The sequence below is a fragment of the Nocardia sp. NPDC127579 genome, assembly GCF_042672005.1.
Taxonomy (GTDB): Bacteria; Actinomycetota; Actinomycetes; order Mycobacteriales; family Mycobacteriaceae; genus Nocardia.
In genome coordinates, this window is the sequence record NZ_JBHXVZ010000003.1 from 508,848 (window position 1) to 535,551 (window position 26,704).

A 26,704-nucleotide genomic window follows, 5' to 3' on the forward strand; every position below is an offset into this window, starting at 1 on the left:
GGCAGTCTCCTTCTCTCGGTGAACAATTCAACTGGCGAACAAGGGCATGTCGCGGTGCAGGTGCCGTTCGGCGAGTACGTCCTGCAGCGGATCCGACAGCGCGGCGAGCCCGGTGACCGCCTCGGCGGCGGTGTGGTCACACAGTTCGGCCAGCCGGACCGTGCACCCCGCGATGGCCGCCGGATCGAGCGCGAGCAGTCGCTGCGCGGCGGTCGCGGCCCCGGTCAACGTCGTGTAGACGACGACGCCCGCGATCTCCCGCGGCGTCACCCCGCACGCCGCCCCGACCGCTCCGAACACCGTCGACAGGTGCGGGCGCGCTCCCATCGCGGACCAATCCTGTTGCGGCCACAACTGTTTGGCCAGACGCAGCAGCCCGCGCCCCTGCGCGCGCGATGCCGTCCGCGCGGCCGGTGAGGGCGTCCTGGCATCGGCTTCGAGTTCGGCGCGCCCCACCTCGAGGTCTCCGGCACACACCGCGGCGGCCAGCGACGCGGCGACCAGCCCGGAGGTCCGAATCCGCCGCCGCAGGTAGAGCTCGACCGTCGCCACGTCCCGGACCAGCCCCGACGCGACGGCTTCCTCGACTCCCCCGGAGTGCACGTGCCCGCCGATCGGCAGCCGCGAATCCGCCAGGGCGAACAACATCGCCGAATTTTCCGCGGACCTCTTGTGCACCGCCCGATCCTATGCGTCGGCGTGTCGCCCCCGCGAGGCGAGTCGGGTCAGACGCGGCCGAGCCGGAATGCACGCTCCATGAATCGGGCCGCCTGGGCGCGGGACAGATCGGTCCAGGCTTGCAGCGGAGCCTGCCACCAGGGGGCGATTTCGCGAGGACGGGCGGTGATGGCGTGGCAGATCAGGTCGGAGGCTTCCTCGACAGTGAGACCGGGGATCTTGCTGAAGTCGGTGGGCGCGCTCATCCGGGTGTGCACGAGCGGCATGTAGATGGAGGTGGTGGTGACGTTGTCAGCCGCGATCTCGGTGCCCACCGTGCGCAGCCAGGTGTCGAACGCGCCTTTCGAGGCGCCGTAGGCCGACCAGCGCGGGGTGGGCGGCATGAGCAGCCCCCAGGTGGAGACGTTGACGATATGTCCTTGCCGCCGCTCGCGCATGTGCGGGAGCAGGGCGAGCAGCAATCGCACCGGGCCAAGATAGTTGATGTCCATGGTGCGGGTGAAATCGTGGAAGCGGTCATAGGACTCCTCGATCGGCCGCCGAATCGACTTGCCCGCGTTGTTGACCACCACATCGATGTGGTCGTGCACGGTGAGCAGTGCACGCGCCAGCTGCTCGACCGCGTCGAAATCGGTGAGGTCGGCCGGATAGACATGGGCGGTTCCACCCGTCTCCCCGATCTCCGCCGCCACTGTCGTCAGGTCCTCGGCCGATCGCGCGACCAGCAGCACCACGGCACCGGCAGCACCGAGTTTGCGTGCGGTGGCCTTGCCGATCCCGTGCGACGCCCCGGTCACCAGCACGACCCGCCCCGCCACGGCATCCCGCAGCGCATCCGCTCGCGGGCGCGAGGTCGGATACAGCAGACGGGTGGCGACCCGCTCGGCAAGCGGTCGCCCGTTATCGGTCACCCGCCCAATGTAGCCACGATCGTCAGTGGGCGTCCACGAGTACGGTGTTCTTGCGCATCGCCAGCCGTGCCACGATCGCCATGGCGAGCAGGATCAGCGCACCCGTCGTCGTCGCGAAATGCATTCCGCTGACGAAGGATTCGCGCGCACTCTCGATCAGCGCCGTGTCGTCACCGGCCTGATGCAGGGTCTCACCCAACGTTTCGGCGTAGTCGCCGCCATTGCGGAACACCAGCGCCGCCAGGGAACCCAGCAGCGACAGGCCCAGCGCGTTGCCGAGTTCGAAGCTCGTCTCGGAGATGCCGACCGCAGAACCGGCCCGCTCCGGCGGCACCGAGGACACCGCGACATCGGAGACCAGCGTGAACGCCAGACCGTATCCGACACCGGCGATCGTGGATCCCGCGATGTACCAGCCGATTCCGCTGTGCACGCCGACGCCGAGCAGCATCAGATTGCCGGCCGCGGCCAGCAGCAGTGCGAGCACGAAGGTCGCGCGGACGCCGATCTGCCGCCCGAGCCGGGCGCCACTCATCGAGACGATGAACACCGCCACCGCGCTCGGAATGCCGAGCAGCGCGGCCCCGAGCGCGTCGCGCCCGGTCACCGATTGCAGGTAGACACTGGTCAGGTAGCCCATGGCGGCCAGCGCCATCATGCCGGTCAGACTGGACCCGATCGCCACGCAGAACGCGGGCCGAGTGAACAGCCGCAGGTCAAGCAGCGGTTCGGCAAGCCGGGTCTGCCGCCGGACGAACAGCGTCAGCACGACCACGCCGATCAGGGCCAGCGCCAGCGCCTCGATATCGATCCCCTCGGCGGCGGCGTGCTTGATCGCGTAGATCAGCGGCAGGATGCCGCCGATGGACAGCACCACGCTGGGCAGATCCAGCGGCCCGAGTGCCTCGGAGCGATGTTCGGGCAGCAGGAACGGCCCGCACGCGAGCAGCACCAGCAGCACCGGCAGGTTGATCAGGAAGACCGAACCCCACCAGAAATGGTGCAGCAGCAGTCCGCCGATGATCGGCCCGACCGCGGATCCGCCCGCGAAGAACGCCGTCCACACCCCGATGGCCGCGGCCCGCTGCCGTGCGTCCGGGAACAGGCTGGAGATGAGGGCGAGGCTGGAGGGCAGCAGTGTCGCGCCGCCGACGCCCATCAGGGCCCGCGCGGCGATGAGCACGCCGGCGCTGGGCGCGAAGGCGGCGAGTATCGACGCGAGCCCGAAGACCGCGGCGCCTGCCAGCAGGATGTTGCGGCGGCCGATGCGGTCGCCGAGGTTGCCCATGGTGATGAGCAGGCCCGCGATCATGAAGCCGTAGATGTCAAGGATCCACAGCGCCTGGGTGGCCGAGGGGTCGAGGTCGACGGTGAGCGTGGGCATGGCCAGGAACAGCACCGAGACATCCATCGACACCAGCAGCACCGGCAGTAGCAGAACCGCCAATCCGAGCCACGCCCGCCGGGTATCGGCGGGCGTCTGCACCTGTGTCATCGAAGTTCCTCTCGCTGCTCGCGTACGGCGTACGCATGACTAAGGGTACAGTGTACGCATCCGGCCTCGATACGAACAGGTAGACATGGGATGACCGAGCCGAAGCTCACTCGAGCCGCCATCGTGGACACCGCGATCGCGCTCGCCGACACCGATGGACTCGACGCACTGTCCATGCGCCGCATCGCCGACCGCCTGGGCGTCGGCGCCATGTCGCTCTACCGGCATATCGCGAACAAGGACGAACTGATCGCGCTCATGACCGACGAGGTCTCCCGGCGCAATCCGTATCCGCCCACCGCGGGCGAGTCCTGGACCTGGCGTGACCGCGTACGCATCGCCGCCGACATCGACTGGGCGCTCTACCAGCAGCACCCCTGGGTGCTGCTCACCTTCGCCATGCCCCGCTACAGTTTCGGCCCCAGCGGCCTGGCCTGTCTGGCCTGGCTGGTCGAAGGGTTCCGCGAACTCGACGTGGGCCCGCGCGAGGCCATGCAGATGGCGTTCTCGGTGTGGAACTACATCTCCGGTGCCACGCTGCCGCAGATCAGCTCGGATCTGCTGGAGCGCAAGAAGATCCAATCCGAGGAGACCAACGGGCTGCGCGCGCTGCTGGAGGGTGCCCCGATCACCCCGGTGCCGCCCGCCCTCGCGGAACTGGTCGGCGCGGGCGTCAGCGAACTGACCCAGCAGGACCTGCTCTACGCCGGGCTCGCCGCACTCTGCGACGGATTCGAGGCGCGGGTGCGCCCCGCTTGACCTGAACCTCGCTGGAGGTTGCAGGATCGGGACCATGCACGCGATCCGGCTCCACACCTTCGGCCCCGCCGAGAACCTCCGCTACGAAACCGTCCCCGATCCGGTGCCCGGCCCCGGCCAGGTGCGAATCGCGGTGGCGGCGGCGGGAGTTCACCTGGTCGACACGACGCTGCGCGCGGGCAGGCCCGGCCCCTTTCCCCCGGCCGAACTGCCGACCATCCCCGGCCGGGAGGTCGCCGGAACGGTGGAAGCGCTGGGGGCGCAGGTCGATTCGTCCTGGCTCGGCAAGCCGGTCGTCGCCCATCTCGGACAGGCACCGGGCGGCTACGCCGCACTGGCGGTCACGGATGTGACTCGGCTGCACGAGATTCCGGACTCGCTCGATCCGGCCGAAGCCGTCGCCATGATCGGCACGGGCCGCACTGCCGAGGGCATCCTTCAATTCGCCGACCTCGGCCCGGGCAGCGTGGCCGTCGTCACCGCGGCGGCAGGTGGCATCGGCACACTGCTCGTGCAAGCCGCGAAGCACGCGGGCGCGTTCGTCATCGGCCTCGGCGGCGGCAGCGCCAAGACCGAGCGAGTCGCCGCCAACGGCGCCGACCTCGCCATCGACTACCGGCAGCCGGACTGGCTCGACCGGCTGCACCCACATCGCCCCACCATCGTCTTCGACGCGGTCGGCGGCGAAATCGCCAGGGCGGCAGTGGATCTGCTCGGCACCGGCGGCACGCACCTGGTGTACGGCGCCCCGGGCGGGACACCGCTGGCCGTCTCCGCGGCGGAACAGGCCGAGCGCGGCATCACCTCACAGGTCGTGCTCGGGCCCGTCATGCTGGCTCCGGTCGGCGGCGACATCCGCGTGTTGGAGACCCGGGCGCTGACCGAGGCCGCCGCCGGTCGGCTGCGGCCCGCGATCCAGCGTTTCCCGCTCGCCGACGCGGCGAGCGCCCATCACGCCCTCGAGACCCGGGCCACCATGGGCAAGGTCGTCCTGGTGCCGTGACCTAATCCAGGACGAGCGCGTAGGCGAATCCGTCCCAGCCCTTCGAGCCGACGGTCTGCACCACCGTGGCGTCCAAACGCGGTTCGGCGGACAGCAATTCGACCACCTCACGGCTGGCCCGAATCGCCGGATCGGACGAATCGGCATCGGCGAGCCCGCCCTGGCGCACCACATTGTCGACGATGACGACCGATCCGGGGCGGGTCAGCCGCAGCGCCCAGCGCACATAGTTCGGATTGTTGACCTTGTCCGCGTCGAGGAACACCAGATCGAAGGGGTCCGGCTGTTCATCGGCCAGCACCGGCAGGTTCTCCAGGGCTGCACCGACCCGGATCTCCACCCGGTCACCGACCCCGGCGCGATCCAGGTTCGCCCGCGCCACCTCCGCGTGCCGCGGCTCGTACTCCATGGTCAGCACCTGGCCGGACTTGCCGACCGCGCGCGCCAGCCACACCGTGCTGTATCCACCCAGCGTGCCGATCTCCAGCACGCGACGCACACCCGCCGCCCGCGCCAGCAGATACAGGAACTTGCCCTGCGGCGCGGAGACATCGATCGCCGGTAGTCCGGCCCGCTCGTTCTCGGTCAGTACGGCCGCGGTCTCCGGATCGGCCACCAGGTTCTCGACCAGGTACCGATCCACATCAGCCCATTCAGCACTCGTCATGACGGCCAGTCTGCCACCGCGACACCGCTTTCGGCCGCCGCGACGAGAGCGCCCAGGTACGCGGCGAACTCCGGCCACAGCTCGCGGGGCAGGCTGTGCCCCATCCCCTCGAACACGATCAGCTTCGCGCCGGGGATCGCCGCGGCGGTCGCGCGGCCACCGCTGACATCGAAGACACGGTCGGCGGCGCCGTGCAGCACCAGCGTCGGCGCGGTCACCTCGGACAACCGCGCGGTCCGATCCCCGGAGGCCAGGACCGCGACCGACTGGCGCATCATCCCGGCGAAGTCGACGCCGCGATCGAAGACCCGGCCCGCGTGTGACCGCACCGCGTCCGCGTCGAACCCGAATCCGGGCGAACCCGACGCACGCTTGGTCCGCACCGACCAATCCCGGTACCCGTCCCGATCCGCGGGCGGCGGGCCCGCCTGCCCGAACACATCCGGATCCGCTTGCCCCACAGCGGGATCACCGGTGGTGGACATGATCGAGGTGAGCGACCGCACGCGCCGCGGATACTCGATCGCGATGGTCTGCGCGATCATGCCGCCCAGGGACGCGCCGACCAGATGCGCGTCCTCGATCCCGAGCGAGTCCAGCAGGCCGACCGCGTCGGCGGCCATATCCGAGAGCGTGTAGGCCGCCGAGGACACGTCACCGCCGATCGCCGCCATGATGTCCGGCGCGGGCGCGTCGTGGAAATGTGTGGACCGGCCGGAATCGCGGCTGTCGAACCGGATCACCTGCCAGCCGTCGGCGACCAGCAGATCACAGAACCCGTCGGGCCAGTCGATCAGCTGCCCGCCCGCACCCATGAGCAACAGCAGGGGCGGTCGATCCGGATCACCGAGGCGCTCGTAGGCGATCTCGATCCCCGCCGGCCCCACTCCGCTCACCCGCTGCTCGACCATCCGCTCACCCTTCTCCAGCCGCCGACACGGCTTGGACCAGCGATTATGCGCCCACACCGCCCCCTTGCCGCAAGCCCACCCGACCGGGTTATGGTGAAAGGGGCGAGGGAATCCCGCGGGCGAACGCGATCCTGTGGCATATTCCTGCCCATGCGCCCGCTGCTGTTCGCCCTCGCCGTCTCGTGCGCCGCGCTGAGCGGCTGCTCGGCCGACGAGCCGGCTGCCGAGGCCACTCGCACCGTCGACCGACGATTCGAGATCGAAGTGGCCCCCGAGGACGCCCCCTGCACCGGCGTCGCACCCATGCGGTGCCTCCAGGTTCGCCGCGATCCACAGGCGGCGTGGGAGTTGCACTACTTCGGGATCGAGGGCTTCGACTATCAGCCCGGCTACACCTATCGCCTACTGGTCGAAGAGCGGCCGTGGGTCGATCCGCCAGCCGACGCGCCTTCGTCGACCTGGCATCTGGTGCGGGTGATCGCCAAAGATCCTGCCTCCTGAGCCGATTCGGCCGCCGTGTGACGATCCGAGCCCGTAGGGTCCGGAACCAATAGGTCTCACTTCAGGATCGGAGCACAGATGAAGCGCAGGCTGTGGCTGGTGGCACTGATGTGCCTGACGCCCATGGTTCTCGCCCCGCACGCGACCGCCATGGACGGCGCCGAATACGTGGCGCTCGGCGATTCCGGCGCGGCCACCACCGGCGTCCAGCACCTCGACACCGGCGCGCCGCTGATCTGCGCCCGCACGACCGCGAACACACCGAAACTGATCGCCCAGGACCTCGGGCTGCGACTCGACGATCGCACGTGCAGCTCCGCCAAGATCAAAGACCTCACCAGCTCCCAAGGAGCCGGTGTCGCACCGCAATTCGATGCGCTCGGCCCGAACACGCGGCTGGTGACAGTGCATATCGGGGCCAACGACACCAACATCAGCCGACATATACTCACCTGCCACACCGGCGGCGCACAGCCGTGCGGCGACCCGGCCTGGGATCGCGACATCGACGCCATCGCCGACACGTACTCCGCTGCCCTGCACCGCATTTCCGAGCTCGCGCCGAATGCGCGAATCATCGTCGACGGCTGGCCGCTCTACGTGCGCGACGGCGGCTGCCCCGAACTCGTCGGCCTGCGCCCCGCCGACGCCGCCACCGTGCAACGCGCCTTCGACCGGCTCAACACCGTCGTCGCCGCCGGCGCCGCCGCCAACCGCGCCACCTACGTCGACACCCGTGCGGGTTCCGTCGGCCACGACATGTGCGCGCCCGAGGGCGTGCGCTGGTTCGACCCGATCCTCGCCACCGAAACCCTCGTCCCCTACCACCCCACCCCCGCCGGCATGCGCGGCATCGCGGACATCATCATGGCCGCGATCCGCGCGAATTAGCCGGTGACCGCCGCATCCTCGATCGGGTCGACAGCGCGGCGGAGCAGACAGAACTCGTTGCCCTCCGGGTCGGCGAGCACATGCCAGGAGGCCTCCGGGCCCTGACCGATATCGACCGGGCGCGCACCCGCGGCCAGCAGCCGGGCCAACTCCGCCTCCTGATCGCGGTCGGTGGGATTCACATCGAAATGCAGGGGCAGCTTGCCGCGCTTCGGCTCGGTACTCGGCAGGAACATCAGCGTGGGCTGCGGGCCACCGAATCCGGCGCCCGCCGGCCCGATCTCCAACGCACCGTCCTCCCAGCCCAACTCGACGTAGCCCAGCACCTCACGCCAGAAATCCCCCAGCTTCTGCGGGTCGGCACAGTCGATGAGAAGTTGAGTGATTCTGCAAGCCATGCCGCGACCGTACCCGGAGCGGACAATCTCGGCATGGCATTCTCCTCAGGTCGACTCCGGCCTGATCTTCCGCCGCGGAAGGAGCAGGGCGGGAACGAGGGACAGCGTGATCAGCGCCGGGGCGATCAGGTAGGTGTGCTGGAAGGCCTCGGCGACGCCGGGCGCGACCTCGGCGCGTCGAGCGGGATCCATGCCGTGCATGGTTTGGATCCCACCGGCCACGGGAATCCGTGCGCCCAATGTCACCGAAGCGACAGCCGTGCCGATGGCCATCGAGGTGGTGCTGATCATGTTCAGCACCGTCGAACCGGCGGCCTGCTGGTCACGATGCAGGGGCCGGGTAGCCGTGGTGATCACCGGCATGATGGTGCCGCCACCGCCCGCACCCATCAGCAGCATGGTGGCGCAGAGCGCCCAGTACGGGGCATCGGCATCGAGCTGGACCAGGAACAGCAGGAAGCCGGTGAGCGCCACGGTGATCGAGACGGGCAGGTAGCGGCCGGGCGGAATCCGGTCGATCAGGCGGCCGGCCACCTGCATGGTAGCGCCCGAGGCCAGAGCGAACGGGATGCCCAATGCGCCCGCCAGCAACGCCGATTCACCGCGTACCACCTGAAAATACAGTGGTAGCAACAGCATCGAGCCGAAGTAACCGCAGGCGAACAGGGCCAGGAGCGCGGCGGCGGATCCGGTCGTCCGGTTGCCGAGCACCCGCAGGTCCAGCAGTGGCGCGGGCGCCGTCAGTGCACGTCGCGCGAATGCGGCTATCAATCCGGCACCCGTCAGCATCGGCGCCAGCACCGCGGGCGTGGCGAACCCCGAGCCCTCACCCGCGGCCGTCACGCCGTAGATCAGCAGCGCCAAGCCGGGCGACATCAACAACAGGCCCGGAATATCCAGCGCCCGTGGCATTTCCGGGACGTCATCGGGCACCACCCGGATAGCCAGCACCAACACCAGCGCACCCACGGGCAGGTTGATGAAGAACATCCAGCGCCAGGAAATCTCGTCGACGAGGTATCCGCCGATGACCGGGCCCAGCAGCGGGCCGACCAGAACGGCCAGACCGAGGGTGCTCATCAACCGGCCCAGGCGTTCCGGCCCGGCGGCGCGTAACAGGATGGTCATCGCCACCGGCATCAACAAGCCGCCGCTCGCGCCCTGCACCAATCGAAAGACGATCAGGGACTGGATATTCCAGGCCGATCCGGCCAGCACCGAACCGATCGCGAAGGCGGCGATCGCCACCAGGTAGAGCCGTTTGGCGCCGAAACGCCCGACCAGCCAGGCAGAGGCAGGCACCACCGCGCCGAGCGCCAGCGAGTATCCGGTGGCGACCCACTGGATGGTGCCGAGTCCGGCATCGAACTCCATGGACAACCGATTGATCGCGACATTGACGATCGTCTGATCGAGCGTCGCCATGATCATGCCGACCACCAGCACCAGTGCGACGCGCACCGGGTCGGCAGTACTGGATGCGGGAGTGATCGTCGTTGTAGCCATGCGCGCGTTCACTTTCCGTACGGACAAGCAGCGCGCGCGGCGCGAAGCGCCTCGCCCCACCAGGCCAGCTGATCCAGCAGTTTCGCGGCGGCGGCCTCGGCCCCCTCGGTATCGATCAGCGCTCCGCTGTCGTCCGAACTACCCCACGGATTGTGAAAACTGACCGTCTCGCGCACGGTGACCGAATGCACTTCCGCGAAAACCGGACGCAGGTGTTCGACGGCGCGCAAACCGCCGGAAACGCCACCGTAGGAGACGAATCCGACCGGTTTCGCCTGCCACTCGGTGTGGTGCGCATCGATCAGATTCTTCAGCCCGCCCGGATAGCTGTGATTGTATTCCGGCGTCACAACGACGAAAGCGTCAGCGCGGGACAGTGTTTCGGCCGCATTCGGCAGCGAGGGATGATCGGTGGACGCACCGAAGGCGTGCGGCAGCTCGACCTGCCGGGTATCGACCACGTCCACACGCACGGCAGCGCGGCGTGTGGCCTGCCGAACGAACCAGTCGGCGACCGTCGGCCCGAACCGCCCCTCCCGGGTGCTGCCGATGACAACAGCGATCCGCAGCGGATCGGCAGTAGTCCGGACGTTCTCAACCGTGACGCTCATGGCTTCCTCCACATCGGTGGCGGCCATCGGCGCCGCCATCGGAAACCACGGTGCTACCTAAACTATTGTTCAGGTCAAATTCCCCGGCTCGAGTCATGTCGAACGTGACGACCTCGATCGAGCGCCGAGCGAACGAGGTGGCCGAAGGAAGTCGACCGTCCCGAGGTCGGCGACGTCGGTGATCACGTCGCCCCGGGCCACATCCGGCCGCGGCGGGCGGGGCCAGCGATCACACCGACCCGGCCCACATCCGACCACGACAAGCGAGTCCAGCGATCACACCGACCCGGCCCACATCCGACCACGACAAGCGAGTCCAGCGATCACGCCAGCGCGGGCCACACCCAGGCGCGACAAGCAAGACCAGCGAACACGCCCATCCGAGCCACACCCAGCCCCGGCGAGCGCAGTCGGCGATCACGCCGATCCGAGCCACACTCAGCCCCGGCAAGCGAGACCAGCGATCGCGCCGATCCGGGCTACATCCGGCCGCGGTAGGCGGGATCGAATTCCTGCCGGAAGGACTCGACGGTGATCGCCACCAGGCGGTCCAGATCCGCGCGCAGGATGGCGCGGTCGGCCGGTGCGGCCTGCACGGCGCCGCCCGTACGAACCATGTAGCGACCGTCCGGATAGTCCATGACATGGAAGCCCCGGGACGGCGTCGGGCGGTTGTCCCACGCCGGGCCCGCGTACACCGCGACATGCACTACCGCGCCACGGGGCCGTTCGAAGAACCCTGCCGCCAGTTCGCGCGGCGGCAGGGGAGCATCATCATGGAAACGGGTGAACGGGCCATCGTCCTCCAGATCGCGGTGCGACACCTCGATACCCGCGCCGGTCCCCCGCGCCCGCTTCGGCAGCCGTGCCAGCACCCGACGTGAAATCTCGTGCGCCGGAACCATTGTCATCTGGATGCGGCCGCCCCGATCGGGGTGCGGCGTCGTCTCCTGCACCAGCAGCACCGCGAGCCGGTAGTGCATCGCCGCGTGCATCCGCAGCCGATCCTTGCCGATCCGGCCCGCGACCTCGATCCGCGCCTCCGGCTCGGCGAGCACCCGCAGCGCACCGAACAAGGTGTCGTCGAAATACTCGAGCAACGCGGCGGCCTCGGCCTTCCATGCCCGGTCGTATTCGGCGACCGTGCCCGCCGTCGAGCGATACTGCAACGGATACGGCAGCACATCCCGGCCCGCCGCCCGCCACAGCACCTGGAACGCGAGCGGCGAGAACAGCCACTCCCGCTTGCTCATTCGCCGATCACCGGCGGCACTGTCTTCACCCGATGCTCCGGATCCAGACCGGTCAGCAACTCACCGTTCTTCTGAGTGATCAGATAATCCTTGGTCCGATGTTCCCTGTCGTCGTCGCCCTGACCTCGCGACCCCGGCACACCCATACCCGGCATACCCGCGACTCCAGGACGGGCACCCGCGGCCGCGTGGTGCGCGGCGGCGGACGCGCCACCCGCAGCGCCCGAACCCGGCCTTCCCGTACCAGGGTTCGCGGCCACTGGAGCGCCGGAGCCCGGTGCGCCCGAGCCGGGAACGCCCGAACGCGGAACGGCCGAACCGGGGGCACCCGAACGCGGAACAACCGCACCCGGCACGCCAGAACCCGGAACGCCTGGACGTGGAACTACCGAACCGGGAACTCCCGACCGCGGGGCAACAGCACCCGGAACGCCCGACCGTGGAACTACCGAACCGGGCACGCCCGACCGCGGAACTACCGAACCGGGCACGCCCGACCGCGGGACTACCGAACCGGGGGCACCTGAACGCGGGACGCTCGAGCCCGCAACGCCGGCACCCGGAACGTTCGGGCCCAGGGCGCCTGCGCGCGGACCAGTCGTGCCCGGAACACCAGAACCAGAAACACTCGAACCGGGCATACCGGCTCCAAGCACGTTCGAGCCGGGCGCGGCCGAATTCAGCTTCGGATCAATCGATTTCGGAACCTCCGACAGCGACGGAGCGGTCGACGCCCCTGAACTCGCCGGTCGGCTCGAAGGATCACCCGTACCTTCCGGCACCGGCGCGGCCTCCGGTCTCAGCGCCACCTCCGGCCCATCCGAATTCGACGGAACAACCGGAGGTTCGGCAGGACTCGGCTCCGCCTGCACCGGGTTGTACGGCGTCGGCACCAACGGCACCTTCTCGTCGGCTTCCTTGATCGCCGGATAGAAGACGTTCTTCACCACATTCGCGGCCGCCGCCCGATACGACTCGTCCCGATGCTCGTTCAACTTCCACGTCGGCCCCGGAACCCAGGACGCGATATTACTGGTCACAGTCGACTCGGGAGCCTGCTGCACATTCGGTTTGGTGATCTCGATCGCCGACTTCACCAACTTCACCTTTTCCGCAACCAGCGCCACCGAATCCACCAGCATGCTGGACTTCTTCACATACTCCGCGATTCCCGTAGCAGCCGAATTGGCCGCCTCCCCCTGCCATTTTGCCTCGATCGCCCGTGTCATCTCCAGACCGAAATCCACAAAGCCATCATTGAGCTTGTTGCGCATAGCTTCCCAACGATCATTCAGCAGTTTGACCGCCGCCGGGTCCATCGCCTGCACCCGTTCGTACAAATCATCCAGATTCTCCGGATTCGTGTACGCGGATTCCGGCACTTTTGATCCCTGGAACTGGAGGCCGCTCCCGCCAGCCAGCTCAAGGATCCGGTTCCGCGCCTGCGTGGCGTCTGGACTCTCGTCTCTACCCACATCCGGTGGCCCGGACTTGCTCGACTCCCACAGAGCCGCAGCAATGCCGGCGAAAAGCAGACCCATGCTATCCCCCATTCAGTCCAGAAGCTTATCTTGTTCGGCCGCATTGGCCGCGTCCTGAGCCTCATACATTTCGACGGAAACTTGGATAGTGTCGCGAATGAGCGTGATCACCTCGAGATGTTCCTTCAACGCCGCATCAACATCGCCGTCGCCACCAATCGCCTTGGCGCCCAACATCTTGGCCAGTTCGTCCGCACAGGAGAAATTGCCTAACCCCGTCACGTTCACGATCTGCTTGAGGTTCTCGCGCAGCTTCGTATAAAGATCGATCTGCCTATTACATACGTCACGGCATTCTGCGGCGACCGCCGAATCTAGATAGAGACGCCCAGTTCTTGCTTCTTGCGCCAGGTAGCTCCACCGAGCCTTCTCGTCGTTAATCGCCACTATCGAACTCCTTTTCGATCAGTGCGGGAAGAGCGGTACCAGAACCTCGGCCGCGGCTCGTGCACGATCGCACGGTGCTACAGAAGTACCGGACAACGTATTGAAGATGCTGACCTCGATCGCTCCCGAATCTGAGGAGAACACGAGATAGCAGTCTTCGCTGTCCGAGTCAGTTGTCCGCCGAAACGAGAACCCATTTCGCCCAGCCACTGAGAGTTCAAGGAAGTCGGTGTTGTCTTGCTTCTTCTTGAAGTCATCCACCGTACTAACGGTCGACCAGACTCCGAGCGAGTAGTTCCATTGGGTCTTCGTGTCATGCCACGAGCAGACCTTCCATCCGGGCTCCTCGACCCCGGCGACCCCGGACTCCTTCGTCGAAGGGTCGACTCCAACCTGATTCAAGACCGTGTCCGAAATCTGAGTACACGGATCCCATAGAGCCGCCGACTCTCCACTGGTACTCGGCTCCGGCGTCCCGCTGGTCTCCTCCCCACACCCGGAGAGCACCAACGCGGCCCCGCCCAGTACCGCTACCGTTACCCGCACCCGTCGTCCCACGATGCCTCCAGTCCAGACCGCCAGTTCTGTCCCATAATTGAGGACGCGGCGAGGCACATCCGGTTCCCTGTCGAACCGACAAACCAGCCGCATCCCACGATCCCTGCTTCGTCGGCAACCGATCCAAAATCTCGTACAACAGCCTCGTATGCCCACCCACGGTCACCGACAGTTCATCCAACTTCTCGGTGTGCTGATCCAACGTCCGCGTGTGTTGGTTCAGCGTCGCCGTATGTTGATCGAGCGTCACCGTATGTTGGTCCAGCGTCTTCGTGTGCTGGTCCAGCGTCTTCGTGTGCTGATCGAGCGTCTTCGTGTGCTGATCGAGCGTCTTCGTGTGCTGATCGAGCGTCTTCGTGTGCTGATCCAGCGTCGCCGTGTGCTGATCCAGCGTCACCGTGTGCTGATCCAGCGTCACCGTGTGCTGATCCAGCGTCACCGTGTGCTGATCCAGCGTCGCCGTGTGCTGATCCAGCGTCTTCGTATGCTGATCCAGCGTCGCCGTATGCTGGTCCAGCGTCTTCGTGTGCTGACGCAGGGTCCTCGTATGCTCCCCTAGGATCCTGGTGTGCTCGGCCTGGGTGTTCTTGATGTCCGCCAGATCGGCGTGGACGAGACCGAACTCCTCCAGCAGCTTGTCGTGGTGGGAGTCCAGTCGCCTGCGCAGCACAGCGATGTCGTCCACGGTCCTCATTGTGCCCCCTTCTCCAACGCCGGCCGCGCGAGCCGATCTCGCACGACCCGAACAGGAGAGCGACACTATCTCGATAGCTGTTCTACATCAATAGGTTTCAGCGTGTCCCCCCGACGGGCGTTGTGTCACAGATCGGTTGCAACTCGGCGGGCCGGATCCGATCGCCGTCCGCTGCCGCGACCCGGTTCCCCGCTACACCCGCCGCTCGCTATCCGGTCACCAGATCAGAACAGGAAGTAGCGTTGCGCCATGGGGAGTTCGGTGGCGGGCTGTTCGGTCCAGACTTCGCCGTCGACGCGGACGGTGAAAGTGTCGGGGTCGACTTCGATGTGGGGCATCGCGTCGTTGTGCGGCATATCGGCTTTGGTGACGCCGCGCACGTTCTTGACCGGTGCCAATCGGCGGCGCAGGTTCAGGCGATCGGCGAGGCCGTCGGCGATGGCGTGTTCGGAGACGAAGTGCAGGGAGGTGGCGGCCGCGGCGACGGGGGCGGCGCCGAACATGGGGCGCGGCAGCACGGGTTGCGGGGTGGGGATGGAGGCGTTGGCGTCGCCCATGGCGGCCCAGGCGATCATGCCGCCCTTGAGCACGGCGTGCGGGCGGACCCCGAAGAACGCGGGATCCCACAGCACCAGGTCGGCGAGCTTGCCGACCTCGATGGAGCCGACCTCGTGATCCAGGCCGTGCGCGACCGCGGGGGCGATCGTGTATTTCGCGATGTAGCGCTGCACGCGGGCATTGTCGGCGGTGGTGTCGCCGGGTAGCGCGCCGCGCCGCCGCTTCATGACGTGCGCGGTCTGCCAGGTGCGCATGACGACCTCACCGATCCGGCCCATCGCCTGCGAGTCGCTGCCGATCATCGAGATCGCGCCGAGATCGTGCAGCAGATCCTCGGCGGCGATGGTCGAGGGCCGAATCCGGCTCTCCGCGAAGGCGAGATCCTCGGGGATGGCGGCACTGAGGTGGTGGCACACCATCAGCATGTCGAGGTGCTCGTCGAGAGTGTTGACGGTGTGCGGCCGGGTCGGGTTGGTGGAACTGGGCAGCACGTTGAGATGTGAAGCGACCGTGATGATGTCGGGTGCGTGCCCGCCGCCGGCGCCTTCGGTGTGGTAGGCGTGGATGCCGCGGCCGGCGATGGCGCCGAGGGTGTCCTCGACGAAACCGGCCTCGTTGAGCGTGTCGGAGTGCAGCGCCACCTGGACGCCGCTGGCGTCGGCCACCCGCAGACAGGCGTCGATGGCGGCCGGCGTGGAGCCCCAGTCCTCGTGCAGCTTGAATCCCGCCGCGCCGCCACGCAATTGCTCCCACATCGATTCGGCGCTGACCGTGTTGCCCTTGCCGAGCAGCACGATGTTCATCGGCCAGCTGTCCAGGGATTCGAGCATGCGCGCCAGATGCCAGGAGCCGGGTGTGACCGTGGTGGCCTTGCTGCCCTCGGCGGGACCGGTGCCGCCGCCGATCAACGTGGTGATGCCGCCGCCGAGCGCTTCGTCCATCAGCTGCGGGCAGATGAAGTGCACGTGGCAGTCGATGGCGCCGGCGGTGACGATGCGACCGTTGCCCGCGATGATCTCCGTGGACGGGCCGACCACCAGATCCGGGTGCACCCCGGTCATGGTGTCGGGGTTGCCGGCTTTGCCGATGGCGCAGATGCGGCCGTCGCGAATCCCGAGGTCCGCCTTGATGATTCCCCAGTGGTCGAGGATGACGACGCCGGTGATGACGGTGTCCGGGGCGCCTTCGGCGCGGGTGGCACGGGACTGCCCCATCGACTCGCGCAGCACCTTGCCGCCGCCGAAGACGGCTTCCTCGCCCGCGAGTCCCGGTCCGCCGGAACGGTCTTCGGTGATCTCGATCAGCAGGTCGGTGTCGGCCAGGCGAATTCGGTCGCCAGTGGTGGGCCCGAACAGTTCGGCGTAGCGGGCGCGGGTGAGTTCGGTCATGTCCTACCTCGTCGAATCCAGGTGACCGGGCGGGGTCAGGCTGATGCCGTGCACTTCTCGGCTGCCGCCGATCGGCACCAGTGAAACCCGCTGTGTCAGGCCGGGTTCGAAGCGCACCGCGGTGCCGGCGGGGATGTCGAGCCGATGTCCGTGCGCGGCGGCGCGGTCGAATTCCAGCGCCGCGTTGGACTGCGGGAAGTGCACGTGGCTGCCGACCTGCACCGGGCGATCACCGGTATTGAGGACGTCGAGCTCGATCCGGGCGGCGCCCGCGTTCAATTCGATCGTGCCGTCGGCACAGAGATATTCACCGGGGATCAACGTCTATCCGATCGGCTGGTGGACGGTGACGAGCTTGGTGCCGTCCGGGAAGGTGGCCTCGACCTGCACGTCGTGGATCATCTCCGGTACGCCGGTCATCACGTCGTCGCGGGTGAGCACGGTGCGCCCGGTGGACATGAGCTCGGCGACGGTACGTCCGTCGCGCGCGCCTTCGAGCACGTGATCGGTGATCAGCGCGACCGCCTCGGGGTGATTGAGTTTGAGCCCGCGCGCCTGTCGCCGCCGCGCCAATTCGGCCGCGTAACTCAGCAGCAGACGTTCCTGCTCGTGCGGCGACAAACGCATTCGGGCTCCTCACCGAGTCGCGGGGCGGGTCGTCGGCCATTCTGGCATGCCCCGCGTTACCTGCGTGTTTCGGCGATGTTGCGGCGCGCGTCAGCGGGAATCGGCCATCATGCCGAGTCTCAGCTCCGCTTGGGCAGATTCGCCAGGCGCACCTGGCCGCGGGCGACGAGGCGATCCTGCTCGTCGGTCACCACGACCTGCCACAGCTGCTGGGTCCGGCCGCGATGGATCGGCGTGGCCGCCGCCGTCAGCAGGCCGTCGCTGACCGCCCGCAGGAAGTCGGTGTTGTTGTTGACGCCCACGACGTTGCCTTGATCGCCGTACCAGAACTGGCCGCCGGTGCTGGCCAGCGATTCGATGACGGTGCACAGTACGCCGCCGTTCTGGATCCCGGCGGGCTGGAACAGGTGCGGCTTGACCATCCATTCGCCGCAGACCCGATCGGGCCCGACCTCGGTGAACCGCAGACCGATCAGGTCGGTGAACGTGCCCTCACTGTATTTCGTCATCAGTTCGGGGGTGAGTTCACTGATCGAGGTGGGCGTGATCGAGGCCGGTTGTTCTGTCATGACCAAAGCCTAATCGCCGCGGGTTTGCCCGATACAGAGCGGCGGGCTCCACCGGAAGTGGAGCCCGCCGCGGCAAGGAACGTGGGGTCGACCGCAGCCCTCGGGACCCCTACCCGATCCGAACGCCGAGCATGAGTATAGGTCAGGCTTACCTAAGTTGGCAAGCGGCAAACCGTGACGACGTGTTCGAACTCCGGTGTCGGCCACGAATTCACACCCTTATTCGGGACATGTACCATCCCTATTCATGATCATGGGTGAAGGCGTGGAGTGGGGACTGCACTGCTGCCTGGCGCTGGCTTGGCTCGACGATCAGGCGCCGATCGCCACCGCCCGTCTGGCGGAGCTGTTCGAGCTGCCGCCGGAGTACCTGAAGAAGCGCCTGCAACCACTGGTTCGTGCGGGAATCCTCGAATCCGCACCCGGCGTCCGCGGGGGCTACCGGCTGGCGCGGCCGCCGGAACGGATCAGCGTGCTGGATGTGGTCGCCGCGGTCGAGGGACGCACGGACGCATTCCAGTGCACCGAGATCCGCCGGCGCGGCGCCGGCGCGACGGCGAGCCCGTCCGACTTCGCGAAGCCGTGCGGAATCGCCGCGGTCATGCGCCGAGCGGAGCTGGCCTGGCGGCGCGAGTTGGCCGGCCGGACCATCGCGGACCTCGCGGCCGCCACCCCCGCGTCCGCCGCCACCCGCGCGCGACGGTTCTACCAGGCGACCTGAGCGGCTCCGCGTCGCGATCCACCCCCGGCCCCGGCCGGGGTTTTCTCGAAAGGAAACCGGGATGTCCAATATCCTGATTGAGCCCCAGCCGACCGACCGACCGAAGAGATTGCGGCACACCCTGATTCTCGCGGTCGGCACCTTCGCCGTCGGCACCGACGCCTTCATCCTGGCCGGGTTCCTGCCGATGCTGGCCACCGAGCTCCAGGTGTCGACCGCAACCGCCGGATCGGCGATCACGGTCTTCGCCCTCGCCTACGCGCTCGGCGCACCGCTGCTCGCCACCGCGACCGCGCACGTGCCGCGCCGCGCCCTACTGGTCACCGCGCTGCTCGTGCTCGCCCTCGCCAATCTCGCATCCGCGCTCGCACCGACGTTCGCGCTGCTGCTGGCCACTCGGATCATGGCGGCACTCGGCGCGGCGGCGTTCACTCCGACCGCGGGTGCGGTGGCCGCGGCCCTAGCGCCCGCCGAGGCACGGGCGCGCGCCCTGGCGGTCGTCGTCGGCGGATCGACCATCGCGACTGCACTCGGGGTGCCGTTGGGCAGCACGCTCGAGCAATGGTTCGGCTGGCGCGCGGCCCTGGCCGGGGTAGCCGCGCTGTGCGCGCTGGCCGCCGCGGGCGTGGCCGTGCGGGTGCCACGCCTGCCCGGCGGCCCCCGCGTCGCACTGTGCACCCGAATCTCGGTGCTGCGCACTCCCGGTGTCGTCCGGATACTTCCGCTGACAGTGCTCGGAATGGGCGCGGCCTACGTCGTCTACGCCTACGCCGTTCCCACGCTCGAACCCCTCGGTGCCGATCCCGCGGCCACATTGTGCGCCTACGGCATCGGCGCGATCGCAGGCAACCTGTGCGCGGGCTACGCGACCGACCGATGGGGTCCCGTCCGAGTGCTCACCGTCGGCTACCTGAGCATGGCAGCCGCCATTGCGCTGCTGGGCGCTCTCGCCGCGACCGGCATCCGCGCGCCATCGGCGGTGGTCGCGCTCGCCGCGGTCTGGGGCGCGGCGAGCTGGTGCCAGACCCCGGCCCAGCAGCATCGGCTGATCGCCGCGGCCCCACACGAGTCCGGCCTGGTGGTGGCGCTCAACGCGTCCTGCATCTATCTCGGGATCGGCCTCGGCACAGCGACGGGCGGCCTGGCACTCGGTCACGGCGCGGCCGCCGTGCTCGGCACGGGCTCGCTCGCGGCCGTCGCCGCAGTGCTCTACCTGCGGCTCACCGCCTGAGCACTAGGCGATCAGAAACGACGACTGAACCATCGCGGGACTGCGGCGCACCGGCAGGCCGCGCTCCTCGAGCGCCAGCAGCAGACCCTGACCACGGCGCGCCGCGGCCTCCGGGCTGGTGCGGGCGAGTTCCGGAACGTAAGTGCTTGCCCCCACAATGGATTCACCGACCAGCGCCCAGAAGCGGCGCGCACCCAGGCCGGTGCAGCGCGCCAGCGTGCGCTGGATCGATGTCAGCGAGGAGGCACAGCGGTGCGCCAGCCACACGAACATGGCCTGTTCACATGGAAAGGTCACGACGCCGGGCGCCCCCGCCACAGGGTCACCGTCGAGCACACGAATCGTGATGTCGGTCAATCCCGCCCAGTCGATGCCGCCGTCGTTGTCGTGATGGATCCACAAGTTCTCCAACCCCGGATCCCAGGCCCGCCCCTCGGCCACCAGCAGGGCGGCCACCCGGCCGACCACCGCGTGGATCAGCGCCGTCGCAACGACTTCCGCCGCGATCTCGGGATTGACCATCTCCGCGGCGTGGCGCCGGTACATCAGCTCGATGCGCCCCTCCCCCAGTCCGTCGGACAGCTTCCACCAGCGCCGCTTGCCCTGGACACCCATGTCCGCGACGGCGTAGACCCGCGGGTGCTCCGGTTGCAGAGCGCGCAATCGCGTGCAGGCGCGGTCGAATTGCTGCTGCGAGCGAATGGTCATGGGCTCGAGCATCGAACCTCCTCGTGGTCGGCTCCGTTGTGAGTCGCCACCGAACATAGGTTAGCCTTACCAGACCTAGCAAGCGCAGAGTTGGAAATAGTCAGGAGAAGTTCGACCCAGTGACATCCCTCGGCACGATCCGGCGACGACGCCTGATCGGACTTCTCCTCACGGCCGCGCTGCTGATGCTGGCGATGCTCGCCAGCATCGCCATCGGCACCCGATCCCTCGCGCCCGGAACCGTTTTCGGCGCGCTCGAGCACGCCCTGCGCTGCGCGGGCGGCCCCTTCGCATGCCCGGCGGAATCGACCGCCGAAGAGATCGTGCGCGAACTCCGGCTGCCACGCACCGCCCTGGCTCTGGCCTGCGGACTCGCACTCGGCAGCACCGGCGCGCTGATCCAGGGCTACACCCGCAACCCGATCGCGGACGCGGGCCTGCTCGGATTGAACTCCGGCGCGGCCTTTCTCGCCGCCCTGGGCACCTACCTGTTCGCCCTGACCTCGCCCCAGCAGTACATCTGGTTCGCCTTCGCGGGTGCGCTGCTCGCCGGGGTGGTGGTGTTCGGCACCTCCTCGCTGGGCGGCGGCAAGGCCAGCCCCATGAGCCTGGTACTGGCCGGTGCGGCAGTCGCCGCATTCTTGCAGGCGATGACGAATGCCGTGGTGCTGATGGACGCCGCCGCGCTGGACACCTACCGGTTCTGGGTGGTCGGCGATGTCGCCGGACGCGACGCCGCGGTGTTCTGGCAGATACTGCCATTTCTCGCGGTCGGGCTGCTGCTCGCGCTCGCCGCCGGTCCCGGCCTGAACCTGCTCACCCTGGGCGACGAGGTGGCACGCGGGCTCGGCGTCGACATCACGCGCAGCCGCGCTCTCGGACTGACCGCGATCGTCCTGCTCTGCGGCGCCGCCACCGCCGCGGTCGGGCCGATCGCGTTCCTCGGACTGATCGCACCGCATCTGGCGCGCACGCTGACCGGCCCGGACTACCGCTGGCTCATCCCCTATTCCGGTCTGTTCGGCGCACTGCTGCTGCTCTTGGCCGACGTCGGAGGACGGGTGGTCAACCGACCGGGCGAACTCCAGGTCGGTGTCATGCTCGCGGCCATCGGCGCGCCGTTCTTCATCGCCTATGTCCGCCGCAAGAAGCTGGTGAGCCTGTGACCACCACCGAACAGCCTGTGCTGCACAAGGTCCGGCCCGCCGTACGGATCGGGCCGATCTCGCTGGTGTGGCGACCGGCGATGGTGTCGATCGTCGTCGCGTTGACCGCGCTGCTGTTCGCCGCGTTCTGCTGGGATGTCGCACAGGGCGATTCGGCCATGCCGCTGAGCCGGGTCCTCGATGTACTCACCGGCGGCGGCACCCGATCGCAGCGCTTCATCATCCTGGAATCACGGCTGCCACGCGCGCTCACGGCGGTACTGGTCGGCGCGGCGCTCGGCCTGTCCGGCGCGCTCACCCAGTCCATCCTGCACAATCCGCTGGCCAGTCCGGACATGCTCGGCATCACCACCGGCGCCAGCGTCGGCGCGGTCGCCGTCATCGTCGGCACCGGCGCGACAACGGGAACGGCCGCCGCCGTCGGCGCGCCCCTGGCCGCGCTCGCCTGCGGATTGCTCACCGCCACGGTCATCTACGTGCTGGCCTGGGGCCGCGGTCGCACCGGCGACACCGGCGCCACCGGCCTGCGCCTGGTACTTCTGGGCGTCGGGGTGAACGCGGTCATGGCGGCGCTGCTGAGCTGGCTGGTCGCACGCGCCTCCCTGGTCGACGCGATGCGCGCCCAGCAGTGGCTGACCGGCTCGCTCAACGCCGTCGACAAGGCCAAACTCGTGCCGACCGCGCTCGCGCTGGCACTCGTGATCGTGGTCGCCGTCGGGTCGGCGCGCACACTGGCCGCGTTGCGCCTGGGCACCGACACCACGCGAGCGCTCGGTGTGCGGATCCAGTCCCAGCAAGCGTTACTGATCGGCGCGGCCGTGATCGCGGCCTCGGTGGCGACCGCGGCGGTCGGGCCGATCGCCTTCGTGGCGCTGGCCGCGCCGCAGATCGCCCGGCGTCTGCTGCGCACCCCCGGCGAACCCTTGATCGGGTCGACGCTGGTCGGTGCGCTCGCCGTGGTGGCCGCGGATGTCGCGTCCCGCACCGTATTTCCCGTCGATCTCCCCGCGGGCATCGTCACCGCCGCGTTCGGCGGGCCGTTCCTGCTCTATCTGCTCGTGCGTACGAATCGGAAGGCGACCCTGACATGACCACGAATGCCGATCATCGACTAGCCGCCGAAGAGGTCACCCTCGGCTACGGCGACCGCGTCATCGTCGACGGGCTGAGCATCGATATCGCGCCCGGCGTCGTCACCACTGTCATCGGGCCCAACGGCTGTGGCAAGTCGACGCTGCTGCGCTCGCTGGGCCGGCTGCTGAAACCGCACGGTGGCCGAGTCGTGCTGGACGGCAAGGCGATTTCGTCGATGAAGACCAAGGATGTGGCGCGCGTGGTCGGCATGCTGCCGCAGACGCCGATCGCGCCGGAGGGCCTCACCGTCGCCGACCTGGTGGCCCGGGGCCGGCACCCGCATCAGTCCTGGCTGCGCCAGTGGTCGGCGACCGACGAGGCCGAGGTGCTGACCGCGCTCGAGCAGACCGGCATCGCCGATCTGGCCGACCGGCCGCTCGACGAACTCTCCGGCGGGCAGCGCCAGCGGGCCTGGATCTCGATGGCGCTCGCCCAGGGCACCGACATCCTGCTGCTGGACGAGCCGACCACCTACCTGGATCTCGCGCATTCGCTCGAGGTGCTCGACCTGGTCGACCGGCTGCACGACGATATGGGCCGCACCGTGGTCATGGTGCTGCACGATCTGAATCTCGCGATCCGCTACAGCGATCAGCTGATCGTCATGCGGGACGGGCGGATCATCGCCCAGGGCGCGCCCGGCGACATCATCGATGCCGCGTTGTTGCGGGAGGTGTTCGGGCTCAGCGCGACCGTGCTCGAGGACCCGGTGTCGGGGCGGCCGATGATCGTGCCGATCGGCACACGGCACGTGCGGCCCACCGCCGACGCGCAGTAATGCGCACTCGCTCTGGCTATGACGAATCCCACACAGCAATCAGCCAGTTACGACATCGTGTAGTACGCAATCGCGTCGTTGTGTCCGTAAGCTGGTGGGATGGCAGGACTTGGTGAACTCGAGAAGGCGGTCATGGACCAGCTGTGGTCCAGCGACGAACCGCAAACGGTACGGCAGGTGCACGAGGCATTGGCCGCACGTCGCGAGCTCGCCTACACCACGGTGATGACCGTGCTCCAGCGTCTGGCGAAGAAGAACCTGGTGGTCCAGCGCCGCGACGATCGCGCCCATCGCTACGCGCCCGTGCACACCCGCGACGAACTCGTGGCCAGCCTCATGTTCGATGCGCTGCAGCAGGCCGAGGAAAAAGGCAGCCGCGCAGCCGCACTCGTGCACTTCGTCGAACAGGTCGGACGTGACGAAGCGGATGCGTTACGTGAAGCACTCGCTAAGCTCGAGGACAACGACGGGCACTAAGCTACCTGTCGTCCCAGGCCCCACAGTTTCATACCCACCCCGCCGGCAAGCCGGCCGACCATCCCCCAATGCAGTGAGCTGAGTCGATGAACGCAACCGCGCCGGTATTCGCCGGACTCGCATTGCTTCTCGCGGGGCCTGCTCCAGCTCTGCTGAGCCGCGCGACCTGGCCCTACCGGGTTCCACGCGCGGCGCTCGTGTTGTGGCAGGCCATCGCGCTGGCCGCGGTGCTCTCCGCCTTCGGCTCCGGTCTGGCCATCGCCTCCGAACTGCTGGTCCCCGGAGCCGACGGCCGGCCCACCACCAACCCGACCCGCGAGATCGACGCGCTCGGGCTGCCGCTGTGGCTGGCCTATGTGATGGTGTTCGCGCTGACCCTGCTCGTCGGGGCGCGGCTCATCTTCTCCATCGTCCGGGTCGGCGTGCACACCCGGCGCCGCCGCAACCGGCATCGCATGCTCGTCGACCTACTGGACCAGAGCGGCCCGGAACGTCGCGCCGCCGATATCCGGGTGCTGGCCGCCACCGAGCCGATCGCCTATTGTCTGCCCGGGCTGCGCCAGCGCGTCGTACTCAGCGAAGGCACCCTGACCAGCCTCGACGACGCCGAGGTGACCGCGATCGTCAGCCACGAGCGTTCCCACCTGCGCGCCCGCCACGACCTGGTGCTCGAGGCGTTCACCGCCGTGCACGAGGCGTTCCCGCGAGTGGTCCGCTCCAAGGCCGCGCTCGGCTCGGTGAAACTGCTGATCGAACTGCTCGCCGACGACTCCGCGGTGAAGGTCACCGGACCCAAGCCGCTGGCCCGCGCACTCGTCGCCTGCGCCAAATCCACCGCACCGCAGGGCGCGCTCGCCGCCGGTGGACCCACCACCTTGATCCGGATCCAGCGTTTGAGCGGCCAGATCGGTGATCTTCGTCTCGCTTCGGCCGCCTACCTGGGGTCCGCCGCCATCCTGGTGGTGCCGACCCTCGCCGTCGCGGTACCCTGGCTGGTCGAGATCGGCCGACTCTTCCGGAGCTGACCCACGCTCGATCAGTTCGATCGGCTTCCCGCGTTCGGCTGGACAACGTACCGCCGCCCGACCCGATCCCCCTCTCCACCACGAGTGCCCCGACACCGGCGCACCGTGCGGTGAACCCCGCTCGTGTTCACCGACCCAACAGTGCGTCGAACACGAAAGGCACCCACTTGACCCCCTCGGTTACCTTCGCGGAGCTGGGCCTACCCGCCGTCCTCGTCCAGGCCCTGCGCCGCAACGGCATCGAGGCGCCGTTCCCGATCCAGGCCGCCACCTGCCGCGACGCGCTCGCCGGCAAGGACGTCCTCGGCCGCGGCCCCACCGGCTCCGGCAAGACCCTCGCCTTCGGCCTGCCGATGCTGGCCACCCTCGCCCGCAACGCCGGCGCCCAGCCCGGCCGCCCGCGCGGCTTGATCCTGGTGCCGACCCGGGAGTTGGCCACCCAGATCGAGCGCGCCCTCGACGAGCCCGCGCTCGCGCTCGGGCTTCGGGTCGCCTCCGTGGTCGGCGGCGCGCCCATCAAACGACAGGCCGACCGGCTCGCGCGCGGCGTCGACCTGCTGATCGCGACGCCCGGCCGGCTCGAGGACCTGATCAAGCAGCGCTCCGCCGACCTGTCCGACGTGCGGATCACCGCGCTCGACGAAGCCGACCACATGGCCGACATGGGGTTCCTGCCGCAGGTCACCAAACTGCTCGACCGGACGCCGAAAGACGGTCAGCGCCTGCTGTTCTCGGCCACCCTCGACGGTGATGTCGACAAGCTGGTGAAGAAGTACCTGCGGTCGCCGGTCACCCATTCCACCGCCCCGCCCTCGGCGTCGGTCGCCACCATGTCGCATCACCTGCTGTTCGTGCGTGACAAGTTCGACAAGCGTGCCGTGGTCACCGAGATCGCCGCCCGCGATGGGCTCACCATCATGTTCGTGCGCACCAAGCACGGCGCCGACCGCCTGGCCAAGCAGTTGCGGGGCGCGGGCATCGCCGCGGGTGCGCTGCACGGCGGCAAAGCCCAGAACAACCGGGAACGTACCCTCGCCGCGTTCGCCGACGGCACCACCCCCGTCCTGGTCACCACCGATGTCGCCGCGCGCGGCATCCACGTCGACGGCATCTCCCTGGTCGTGCACGTCGACCCACCGGCCGAATCCAAGGCCTACCTGCACCGCGCGGGCCGCACTGCCCGCGCCGGTGAGGACGGCGTCGTCGTCACCATGGTCACCACCGACGAACGCGCCGATGTCGAGAAGATGACCCGCAAGGCGGGCGTCGACGTCGTCGGCGTCGCCGTGCGGCCCGGTGCCCAGAAGCTCGTCGAGATCACAGGGGCGAAGCAGCCTCCGGGCGTGCCCCTCGCCCCGGCCAACGCTCCCGCCCAGCAGGGTGGCGGTCGTGGCGGTCGGCGCTCGGGTGAATCAGGCCGCACCGCAACCGGTTCCGGCCGTCCCGGCACCCCGGGCCGCCCCAGCGGTGCCGGCCGTGCCGCCGACTCGGGCCGTTCCGGCGCAGGCAACAGGCGTTCCGGCGCATCGGACCGCCGGGACGACGCGTCTTCGCCGAC

Annotated in this window: 29 protein-coding genes and 1 pseudogene; 13 read left to right on the plus strand and 17 right to left on the minus strand. The window is 68.5% G+C overall.

Going from position 1 to position 26,704, the window contains the following annotated elements:
- Positions 1-27: 27 nt before the first annotated feature.
- The 3 genes from ACFVMC_RS14680 to ACFVMC_RS14690 form a co-directional block, all read right to left on the minus strand.
- Positions 28-648 (minus strand): urease accessory protein UreF, encoded by a 621-nt coding sequence (locus ACFVMC_RS14680; protein WP_379210377.1) that lies wholly within the window; start codon positions 646-648, stop codon positions 28-30.
- Between the two features lie 77 nt (positions 649-725).
- Positions 726-1,589 carry an SDR family NAD(P)-dependent oxidoreductase gene (locus ACFVMC_RS14685; protein WP_379210378.1) on the minus strand — a complete coding sequence of 288 codons (864 nt, stop codon included), beginning with the start codon at positions 1,587-1,589 and terminating at the stop codon, positions 726-728.
- Between the two features lie 22 nt (positions 1,590-1,611).
- Positions 1,612-3,084 (minus strand): MFS transporter, encoded by a 1,473-nt coding sequence (locus tag ACFVMC_RS14690; protein WP_379210380.1) that lies wholly within the window; start codon positions 3,082-3,084, stop codon positions 1,612-1,614.
- A 90-nt stretch (positions 3,085-3,174) separates the two neighbouring features.
- Between ACFVMC_RS14690 and ACFVMC_RS14695 the strand changes: the two genes are divergently transcribed.
- Together ACFVMC_RS14695 and ACFVMC_RS14700 are read left to right on the plus strand one after the other, a co-directional pair.
- Positions 3,175-3,843, plus strand: a complete 669-nt coding sequence (locus ACFVMC_RS14695; protein WP_379210382.1) for a TetR/AcrR family transcriptional regulator — start codon at positions 3,175-3,177, stop codon at positions 3,841-3,843.
- 34 nt (positions 3,844-3,877) lie between these two features.
- Positions 3,878-4,846 carry a zinc-binding dehydrogenase gene (locus tag ACFVMC_RS14700; protein ID WP_379210384.1) on the plus strand — a complete coding sequence of 323 codons (969 nt, stop codon included), beginning with the start codon at positions 3,878-3,880 and terminating at the stop codon, positions 4,844-4,846.
- Position 4,847: 1 nt separating this feature from the next.
- Here ACFVMC_RS14700 and ACFVMC_RS14705 read toward each other — a convergent pair whose 3' ends face one another.
- Positions 4,848-5,513 (minus strand): O-methyltransferase, encoded by a 666-nt coding sequence (locus tag ACFVMC_RS14705; protein ID WP_379210386.1) that lies wholly within the window; start codon positions 5,511-5,513, stop codon positions 4,848-4,850.
- Complete coding sequence (locus ACFVMC_RS14710) at positions 5,510-6,424, minus strand: alpha/beta fold hydrolase (RefSeq protein ID WP_379210388.1); 915 nt, start codon at positions 6,422-6,424, stop codon at positions 5,510-5,512. The genes ACFVMC_RS14705 and ACFVMC_RS14710 overlap by 4 nt, the downstream gene beginning before the upstream one ends.
- A gap of 150 nt (positions 6,425-6,574) precedes the next feature.
- Between ACFVMC_RS14710 and ACFVMC_RS14715 the strand changes: the two genes are divergently transcribed.
- Both ACFVMC_RS14715 and ACFVMC_RS14720 read left to right on the plus strand, forming a co-directional pair.
- Complete coding sequence (locus ACFVMC_RS14715) at positions 6,575-6,925, plus strand: DUF4377 domain-containing protein (protein ID WP_379210389.1); 351 nt, start codon at positions 6,575-6,577, stop codon at positions 6,923-6,925.
- 78 nt (positions 6,926-7,003) lie between these two features.
- Positions 7,004-7,816, plus strand: a complete 813-nt coding sequence (locus ACFVMC_RS14720) for an SGNH/GDSL hydrolase family protein (protein WP_379210391.1) — start codon at positions 7,004-7,006, stop codon at positions 7,814-7,816.
- Here ACFVMC_RS14720 and ACFVMC_RS14725 read toward each other — a convergent pair.
- The 7 genes from ACFVMC_RS14725 to ACFVMC_RS14755 form a co-directional block, all read right to left on the minus strand.
- The gene (locus ACFVMC_RS14725) at positions 7,813-8,214 is read right to left on the minus strand and encodes a VOC family protein (protein WP_379210393.1); all 402 of its coding nucleotides are present in this window, start codon (positions 8,212-8,214) and stop codon (positions 7,813-7,815) included. The two genes, ACFVMC_RS14720 and ACFVMC_RS14725, sit on opposite strands and share 4 nt — an antisense overlap.
- A gap of 45 nt (positions 8,215-8,259) precedes the next feature.
- Positions 8,260-9,720 carry a DHA2 family efflux MFS transporter permease subunit gene (locus tag ACFVMC_RS14730; protein ID WP_379210395.1) on the minus strand — a complete coding sequence of 487 codons (1,461 nt, stop codon included), beginning with the start codon at positions 9,718-9,720 and terminating at the stop codon, positions 8,260-8,262.
- Between the two features lie 8 nt (positions 9,721-9,728).
- Positions 9,729-10,331, minus strand: coding sequence for an NADPH-dependent FMN reductase (locus ACFVMC_RS14735; RefSeq protein WP_379210591.1), 603 nt, complete (start codon positions 10,329-10,331; stop codon positions 9,729-9,731).
- A 479-nt stretch (positions 10,332-10,810) separates the two neighbouring features.
- The gene (locus tag ACFVMC_RS14740) at positions 10,811-11,584 is read right to left on the minus strand and encodes an ESX secretion-associated protein EspG (RefSeq protein ID WP_379210397.1); all 774 of its coding nucleotides are present in this window, start codon (positions 11,582-11,584) and stop codon (positions 10,811-10,813) included.
- Positions 11,581-13,137 (minus strand): hypothetical protein, encoded by a 1,557-nt coding sequence (locus tag ACFVMC_RS14745; protein ID WP_379210399.1) that lies wholly within the window; start codon positions 13,135-13,137, stop codon positions 11,581-11,583. The genes ACFVMC_RS14740 and ACFVMC_RS14745 overlap by 4 nt, the downstream gene beginning before the upstream one ends.
- Positions 13,138-13,512, minus strand: a complete 375-nt coding sequence (locus ACFVMC_RS14750) for a hypothetical protein (protein ID WP_379210400.1) — start codon at positions 13,510-13,512, stop codon at positions 13,138-13,140.
- 18 nt (positions 13,513-13,530) lie between these two features.
- Positions 13,531-14,163 (minus strand): DUF3558 domain-containing protein, encoded by a 633-nt coding sequence (locus ACFVMC_RS14755; protein ID WP_379210401.1) that lies wholly within the window; start codon positions 14,161-14,163, stop codon positions 13,531-13,533.
- A 139-nt stretch (positions 14,164-14,302) separates the two neighbouring features.
- Here ACFVMC_RS14755 and ACFVMC_RS14760 point away from each other — a divergent pair, with 139 nt between their 5' ends.
- Positions 14,303-14,629, plus strand: a complete 327-nt coding sequence (locus ACFVMC_RS14760) for a hypothetical protein (RefSeq protein WP_379210403.1) — start codon at positions 14,303-14,305, stop codon at positions 14,627-14,629.
- Between the two features lie 359 nt (positions 14,630-14,988).
- On the opposite strand, the gene ACFVMC_RS14765 is transcribed toward ACFVMC_RS14760, so the two are convergent.
- From ACFVMC_RS14765 to ACFVMC_RS14780, 4 genes are all read right to left on the minus strand, one after another.
- Complete coding sequence (locus ACFVMC_RS14765; protein ID WP_379210405.1) at positions 14,989-16,710, minus strand: urease subunit alpha; 1,722 nt, start codon at positions 16,708-16,710, stop codon at positions 14,989-14,991.
- Between the two features lie 3 nt (positions 16,711-16,713).
- Positions 16,714-17,031 (minus strand): urease subunit beta, encoded by a 318-nt coding sequence (locus tag ACFVMC_RS14770; RefSeq protein ID WP_379210407.1) that lies wholly within the window; start codon positions 17,029-17,031, stop codon positions 16,714-16,716.
- A 3-nt stretch (positions 17,032-17,034) separates the two neighbouring features.
- Positions 17,035-17,337 (minus strand): urease subunit gamma, encoded by a 303-nt coding sequence (locus ACFVMC_RS14775; RefSeq protein ID WP_379210409.1) that lies wholly within the window; start codon positions 17,335-17,337, stop codon positions 17,035-17,037.
- 119 nt (positions 17,338-17,456) lie between these two features.
- Entirely contained in the window at positions 17,457-17,906 is a 450-nt protein-coding gene (locus ACFVMC_RS14780) for a PaaI family thioesterase (RefSeq protein ID WP_379210411.1), read from the minus strand.
- A gap of 247 nt (positions 17,907-18,153) precedes the next feature.
- On the opposite strand from ACFVMC_RS14780, the gene ACFVMC_RS14785 reads away from it, so the two are divergent.
- Positions 18,154-18,627, plus strand: a complete 474-nt coding sequence (locus ACFVMC_RS14785) for an RrF2 family transcriptional regulator (protein ID WP_379210413.1) — start codon at positions 18,154-18,156, stop codon at positions 18,625-18,627.
- A 61-nt stretch (positions 18,628-18,688) separates the two neighbouring features.
- On the plus strand, positions 18,689-19,858 hold the full coding sequence (locus tag ACFVMC_RS14790; protein ID WP_379210415.1) for an MFS transporter: 1,170 nt from the start codon (positions 18,689-18,691) through the stop codon (positions 19,856-19,858).
- 3 nt (positions 19,859-19,861) lie between these two features.
- On the opposite strand, the gene ACFVMC_RS14795 is transcribed toward ACFVMC_RS14790, so the two are convergent.
- The gene (locus ACFVMC_RS14795; RefSeq protein WP_379210417.1) at positions 19,862-20,578 is read right to left on the minus strand and encodes a hypothetical protein; all 717 of its coding nucleotides are present in this window, start codon (positions 20,576-20,578) and stop codon (positions 19,862-19,864) included.
- A gap of 107 nt (positions 20,579-20,685) precedes the next feature.
- Here ACFVMC_RS14795 and ACFVMC_RS14800 point away from each other — a divergent pair, with 107 nt between their 5' ends.
- The 6 genes and pseudogenes from ACFVMC_RS14800 to ACFVMC_RS14825 all read left to right on the plus strand — a co-directional run.
- Complete coding sequence (locus tag ACFVMC_RS14800; protein ID WP_379210419.1) at positions 20,686-21,732, plus strand: FecCD family ABC transporter permease; 1,047 nt, start codon at positions 20,686-20,688, stop codon at positions 21,730-21,732.
- On the plus strand, positions 21,729-22,823 hold the full coding sequence (locus tag ACFVMC_RS14805) for a FecCD family ABC transporter permease (RefSeq protein WP_379210421.1): 1,095 nt from the start codon (positions 21,729-21,731) through the stop codon (positions 22,821-22,823). The genes ACFVMC_RS14800 and ACFVMC_RS14805 overlap by 4 nt, the downstream gene beginning before the upstream one ends.
- Positions 22,820-23,644: an ABC transporter ATP-binding protein gene (locus ACFVMC_RS14810; RefSeq protein ID WP_379210423.1), complete on the plus strand. Its 825-nt coding sequence runs from the start codon at positions 22,820-22,822 to the stop codon at positions 23,642-23,644. Before ACFVMC_RS14805 ends, ACFVMC_RS14810 begins: the two co-directional genes overlap by 4 nt.
- A gap of 99 nt (positions 23,645-23,743) precedes the next feature.
- The gene (locus ACFVMC_RS14815) at positions 23,744-24,121 is read left to right on the plus strand and encodes a BlaI/MecI/CopY family transcriptional regulator (RefSeq protein ID WP_379210425.1); all 378 of its coding nucleotides are present in this window, start codon (positions 23,744-23,746) and stop codon (positions 24,119-24,121) included.
- Between the two features lie 86 nt (positions 24,122-24,207).
- Positions 24,208-25,146 (plus strand): M56 family metallopeptidase, encoded by a 939-nt coding sequence (locus ACFVMC_RS14820; protein WP_379210427.1) that lies wholly within the window; start codon positions 24,208-24,210, stop codon positions 25,144-25,146.
- Positions 25,147-25,313: 167 nt separating this feature from the next.
- Positions 25,314-26,672: pseudogene (locus ACFVMC_RS14825) on the plus strand (DEAD/DEAH box helicase); the annotation flags it as partial.
- Positions 26,673-26,704 lie beyond the last annotated feature (32 nt).

Bases quoted from the DNA above. Each gene is read 5' to 3' on its own strand.
- ACFVMC_RS14680 (WP_379210377.1), bottom strand. From the start codon at position 648: ATGTTGTTCGCCCTGGCGGATTCGCGGCTGCCGATCGGCGGGCACGTG.
- ACFVMC_RS14690 (WP_379210380.1), bottom strand. From the start codon at position 3,084: ATGACACAGGTGCAGACGCCCGCCGATACCCGGCGGGCGTGGCTCGGA.
- ACFVMC_RS14695 (WP_379210382.1), top strand. From the start codon at position 3,175: ATGACCGAGCCGAAGCTCACTCGAGCCGCCATCGTGGACACCGCGATC.
- ACFVMC_RS14700 (WP_379210384.1), top strand. From the start codon at position 3,878: ATGCACGCGATCCGGCTCCACACCTTCGGCCCCGCCGAGAACCTCCGC.
- ACFVMC_RS14705 (WP_379210386.1), bottom strand. From the start codon at position 5,513: ATGACGAGTGCTGAATGGGCTGATGTGGATCGGTACCTGGTCGAGAAC.
- ACFVMC_RS14710 (WP_379210388.1), bottom strand. From the start codon at position 6,424: ATGGTCGAGCAGCGGGTGAGCGGAGTGGGGCCGGCGGGGATCGAGATC.
- ACFVMC_RS14715 (WP_379210389.1), top strand. From the start codon at position 6,575: ATGCGCCCGCTGCTGTTCGCCCTCGCCGTCTCGTGCGCCGCGCTGAGC.
- ACFVMC_RS14720 (WP_379210391.1), top strand. From the start codon at position 7,004: ATGAAGCGCAGGCTGTGGCTGGTGGCACTGATGTGCCTGACGCCCATG.
- ACFVMC_RS14725 (WP_379210393.1), bottom strand. From the start codon at position 8,214: ATGGCTTGCAGAATCACTCAACTTCTCATCGACTGTGCCGACCCGCAG.
- ACFVMC_RS14730 (WP_379210395.1), bottom strand. From the start codon at position 9,720: ATGGCTACAACGACGATCACTCCCGCATCCAGTACTGCCGACCCGGTG.
- ACFVMC_RS14735 (WP_379210591.1), bottom strand. From the start codon at position 10,331: ATGAGCGTCACGGTTGAGAACGTCCGGACTACTGCCGATCCGCTGCGG.
- ACFVMC_RS14740 (WP_379210397.1), bottom strand. From the start codon at position 11,584: ATGAGCAAGCGGGAGTGGCTGTTCTCGCCGCTCGCGTTCCAGGTGCTG.
- ACFVMC_RS14745 (WP_379210399.1), bottom strand. From the start codon at position 13,137: ATGGGGGATAGCATGGGTCTGCTTTTCGCCGGCATTGCTGCGGCTCTG.
- ACFVMC_RS14755 (WP_379210401.1), bottom strand. From the start codon at position 14,163: ATGCGGCTGGTTTGTCGGTTCGACAGGGAACCGGATGTGCCTCGCCGC.
- ACFVMC_RS14760 (WP_379210403.1), top strand. From the start codon at position 14,303: ATGTTGATCGAGCGTCACCGTATGTTGGTCCAGCGTCTTCGTGTGCTG.
- ACFVMC_RS14765 (WP_379210405.1), bottom strand. From the start codon at position 16,710: ATGACCGAACTCACCCGCGCCCGCTACGCCGAACTGTTCGGGCCCACC.
- ACFVMC_RS14775 (WP_379210409.1), bottom strand. From the start codon at position 17,337: ATGCGTTTGTCGCCGCACGAGCAGGAACGTCTGCTGCTGAGTTACGCG.
- ACFVMC_RS14780 (WP_379210411.1), bottom strand. From the start codon at position 17,906: ATGACAGAACAACCGGCCTCGATCACGCCCACCTCGATCAGTGAACTC.
- ACFVMC_RS14785 (WP_379210413.1), top strand. From the start codon at position 18,154: ATGATCATGGGTGAAGGCGTGGAGTGGGGACTGCACTGCTGCCTGGCG.
- ACFVMC_RS14790 (WP_379210415.1), top strand. From the start codon at position 18,689: ATGTCCAATATCCTGATTGAGCCCCAGCCGACCGACCGACCGAAGAGA.
- ACFVMC_RS14795 (WP_379210417.1), bottom strand. From the start codon at position 20,578: ATGCTCGAGCCCATGACCATTCGCTCGCAGCAGCAATTCGACCGCGCC.
- ACFVMC_RS14810 (WP_379210423.1), top strand. From the start codon at position 22,820: ATGACCACGAATGCCGATCATCGACTAGCCGCCGAAGAGGTCACCCTC.
- ACFVMC_RS14815 (WP_379210425.1), top strand. From the start codon at position 23,744: ATGGCAGGACTTGGTGAACTCGAGAAGGCGGTCATGGACCAGCTGTGG.
- ACFVMC_RS14820 (WP_379210427.1), top strand. From the start codon at position 24,208: ATGAACGCAACCGCGCCGGTATTCGCCGGACTCGCATTGCTTCTCGCG.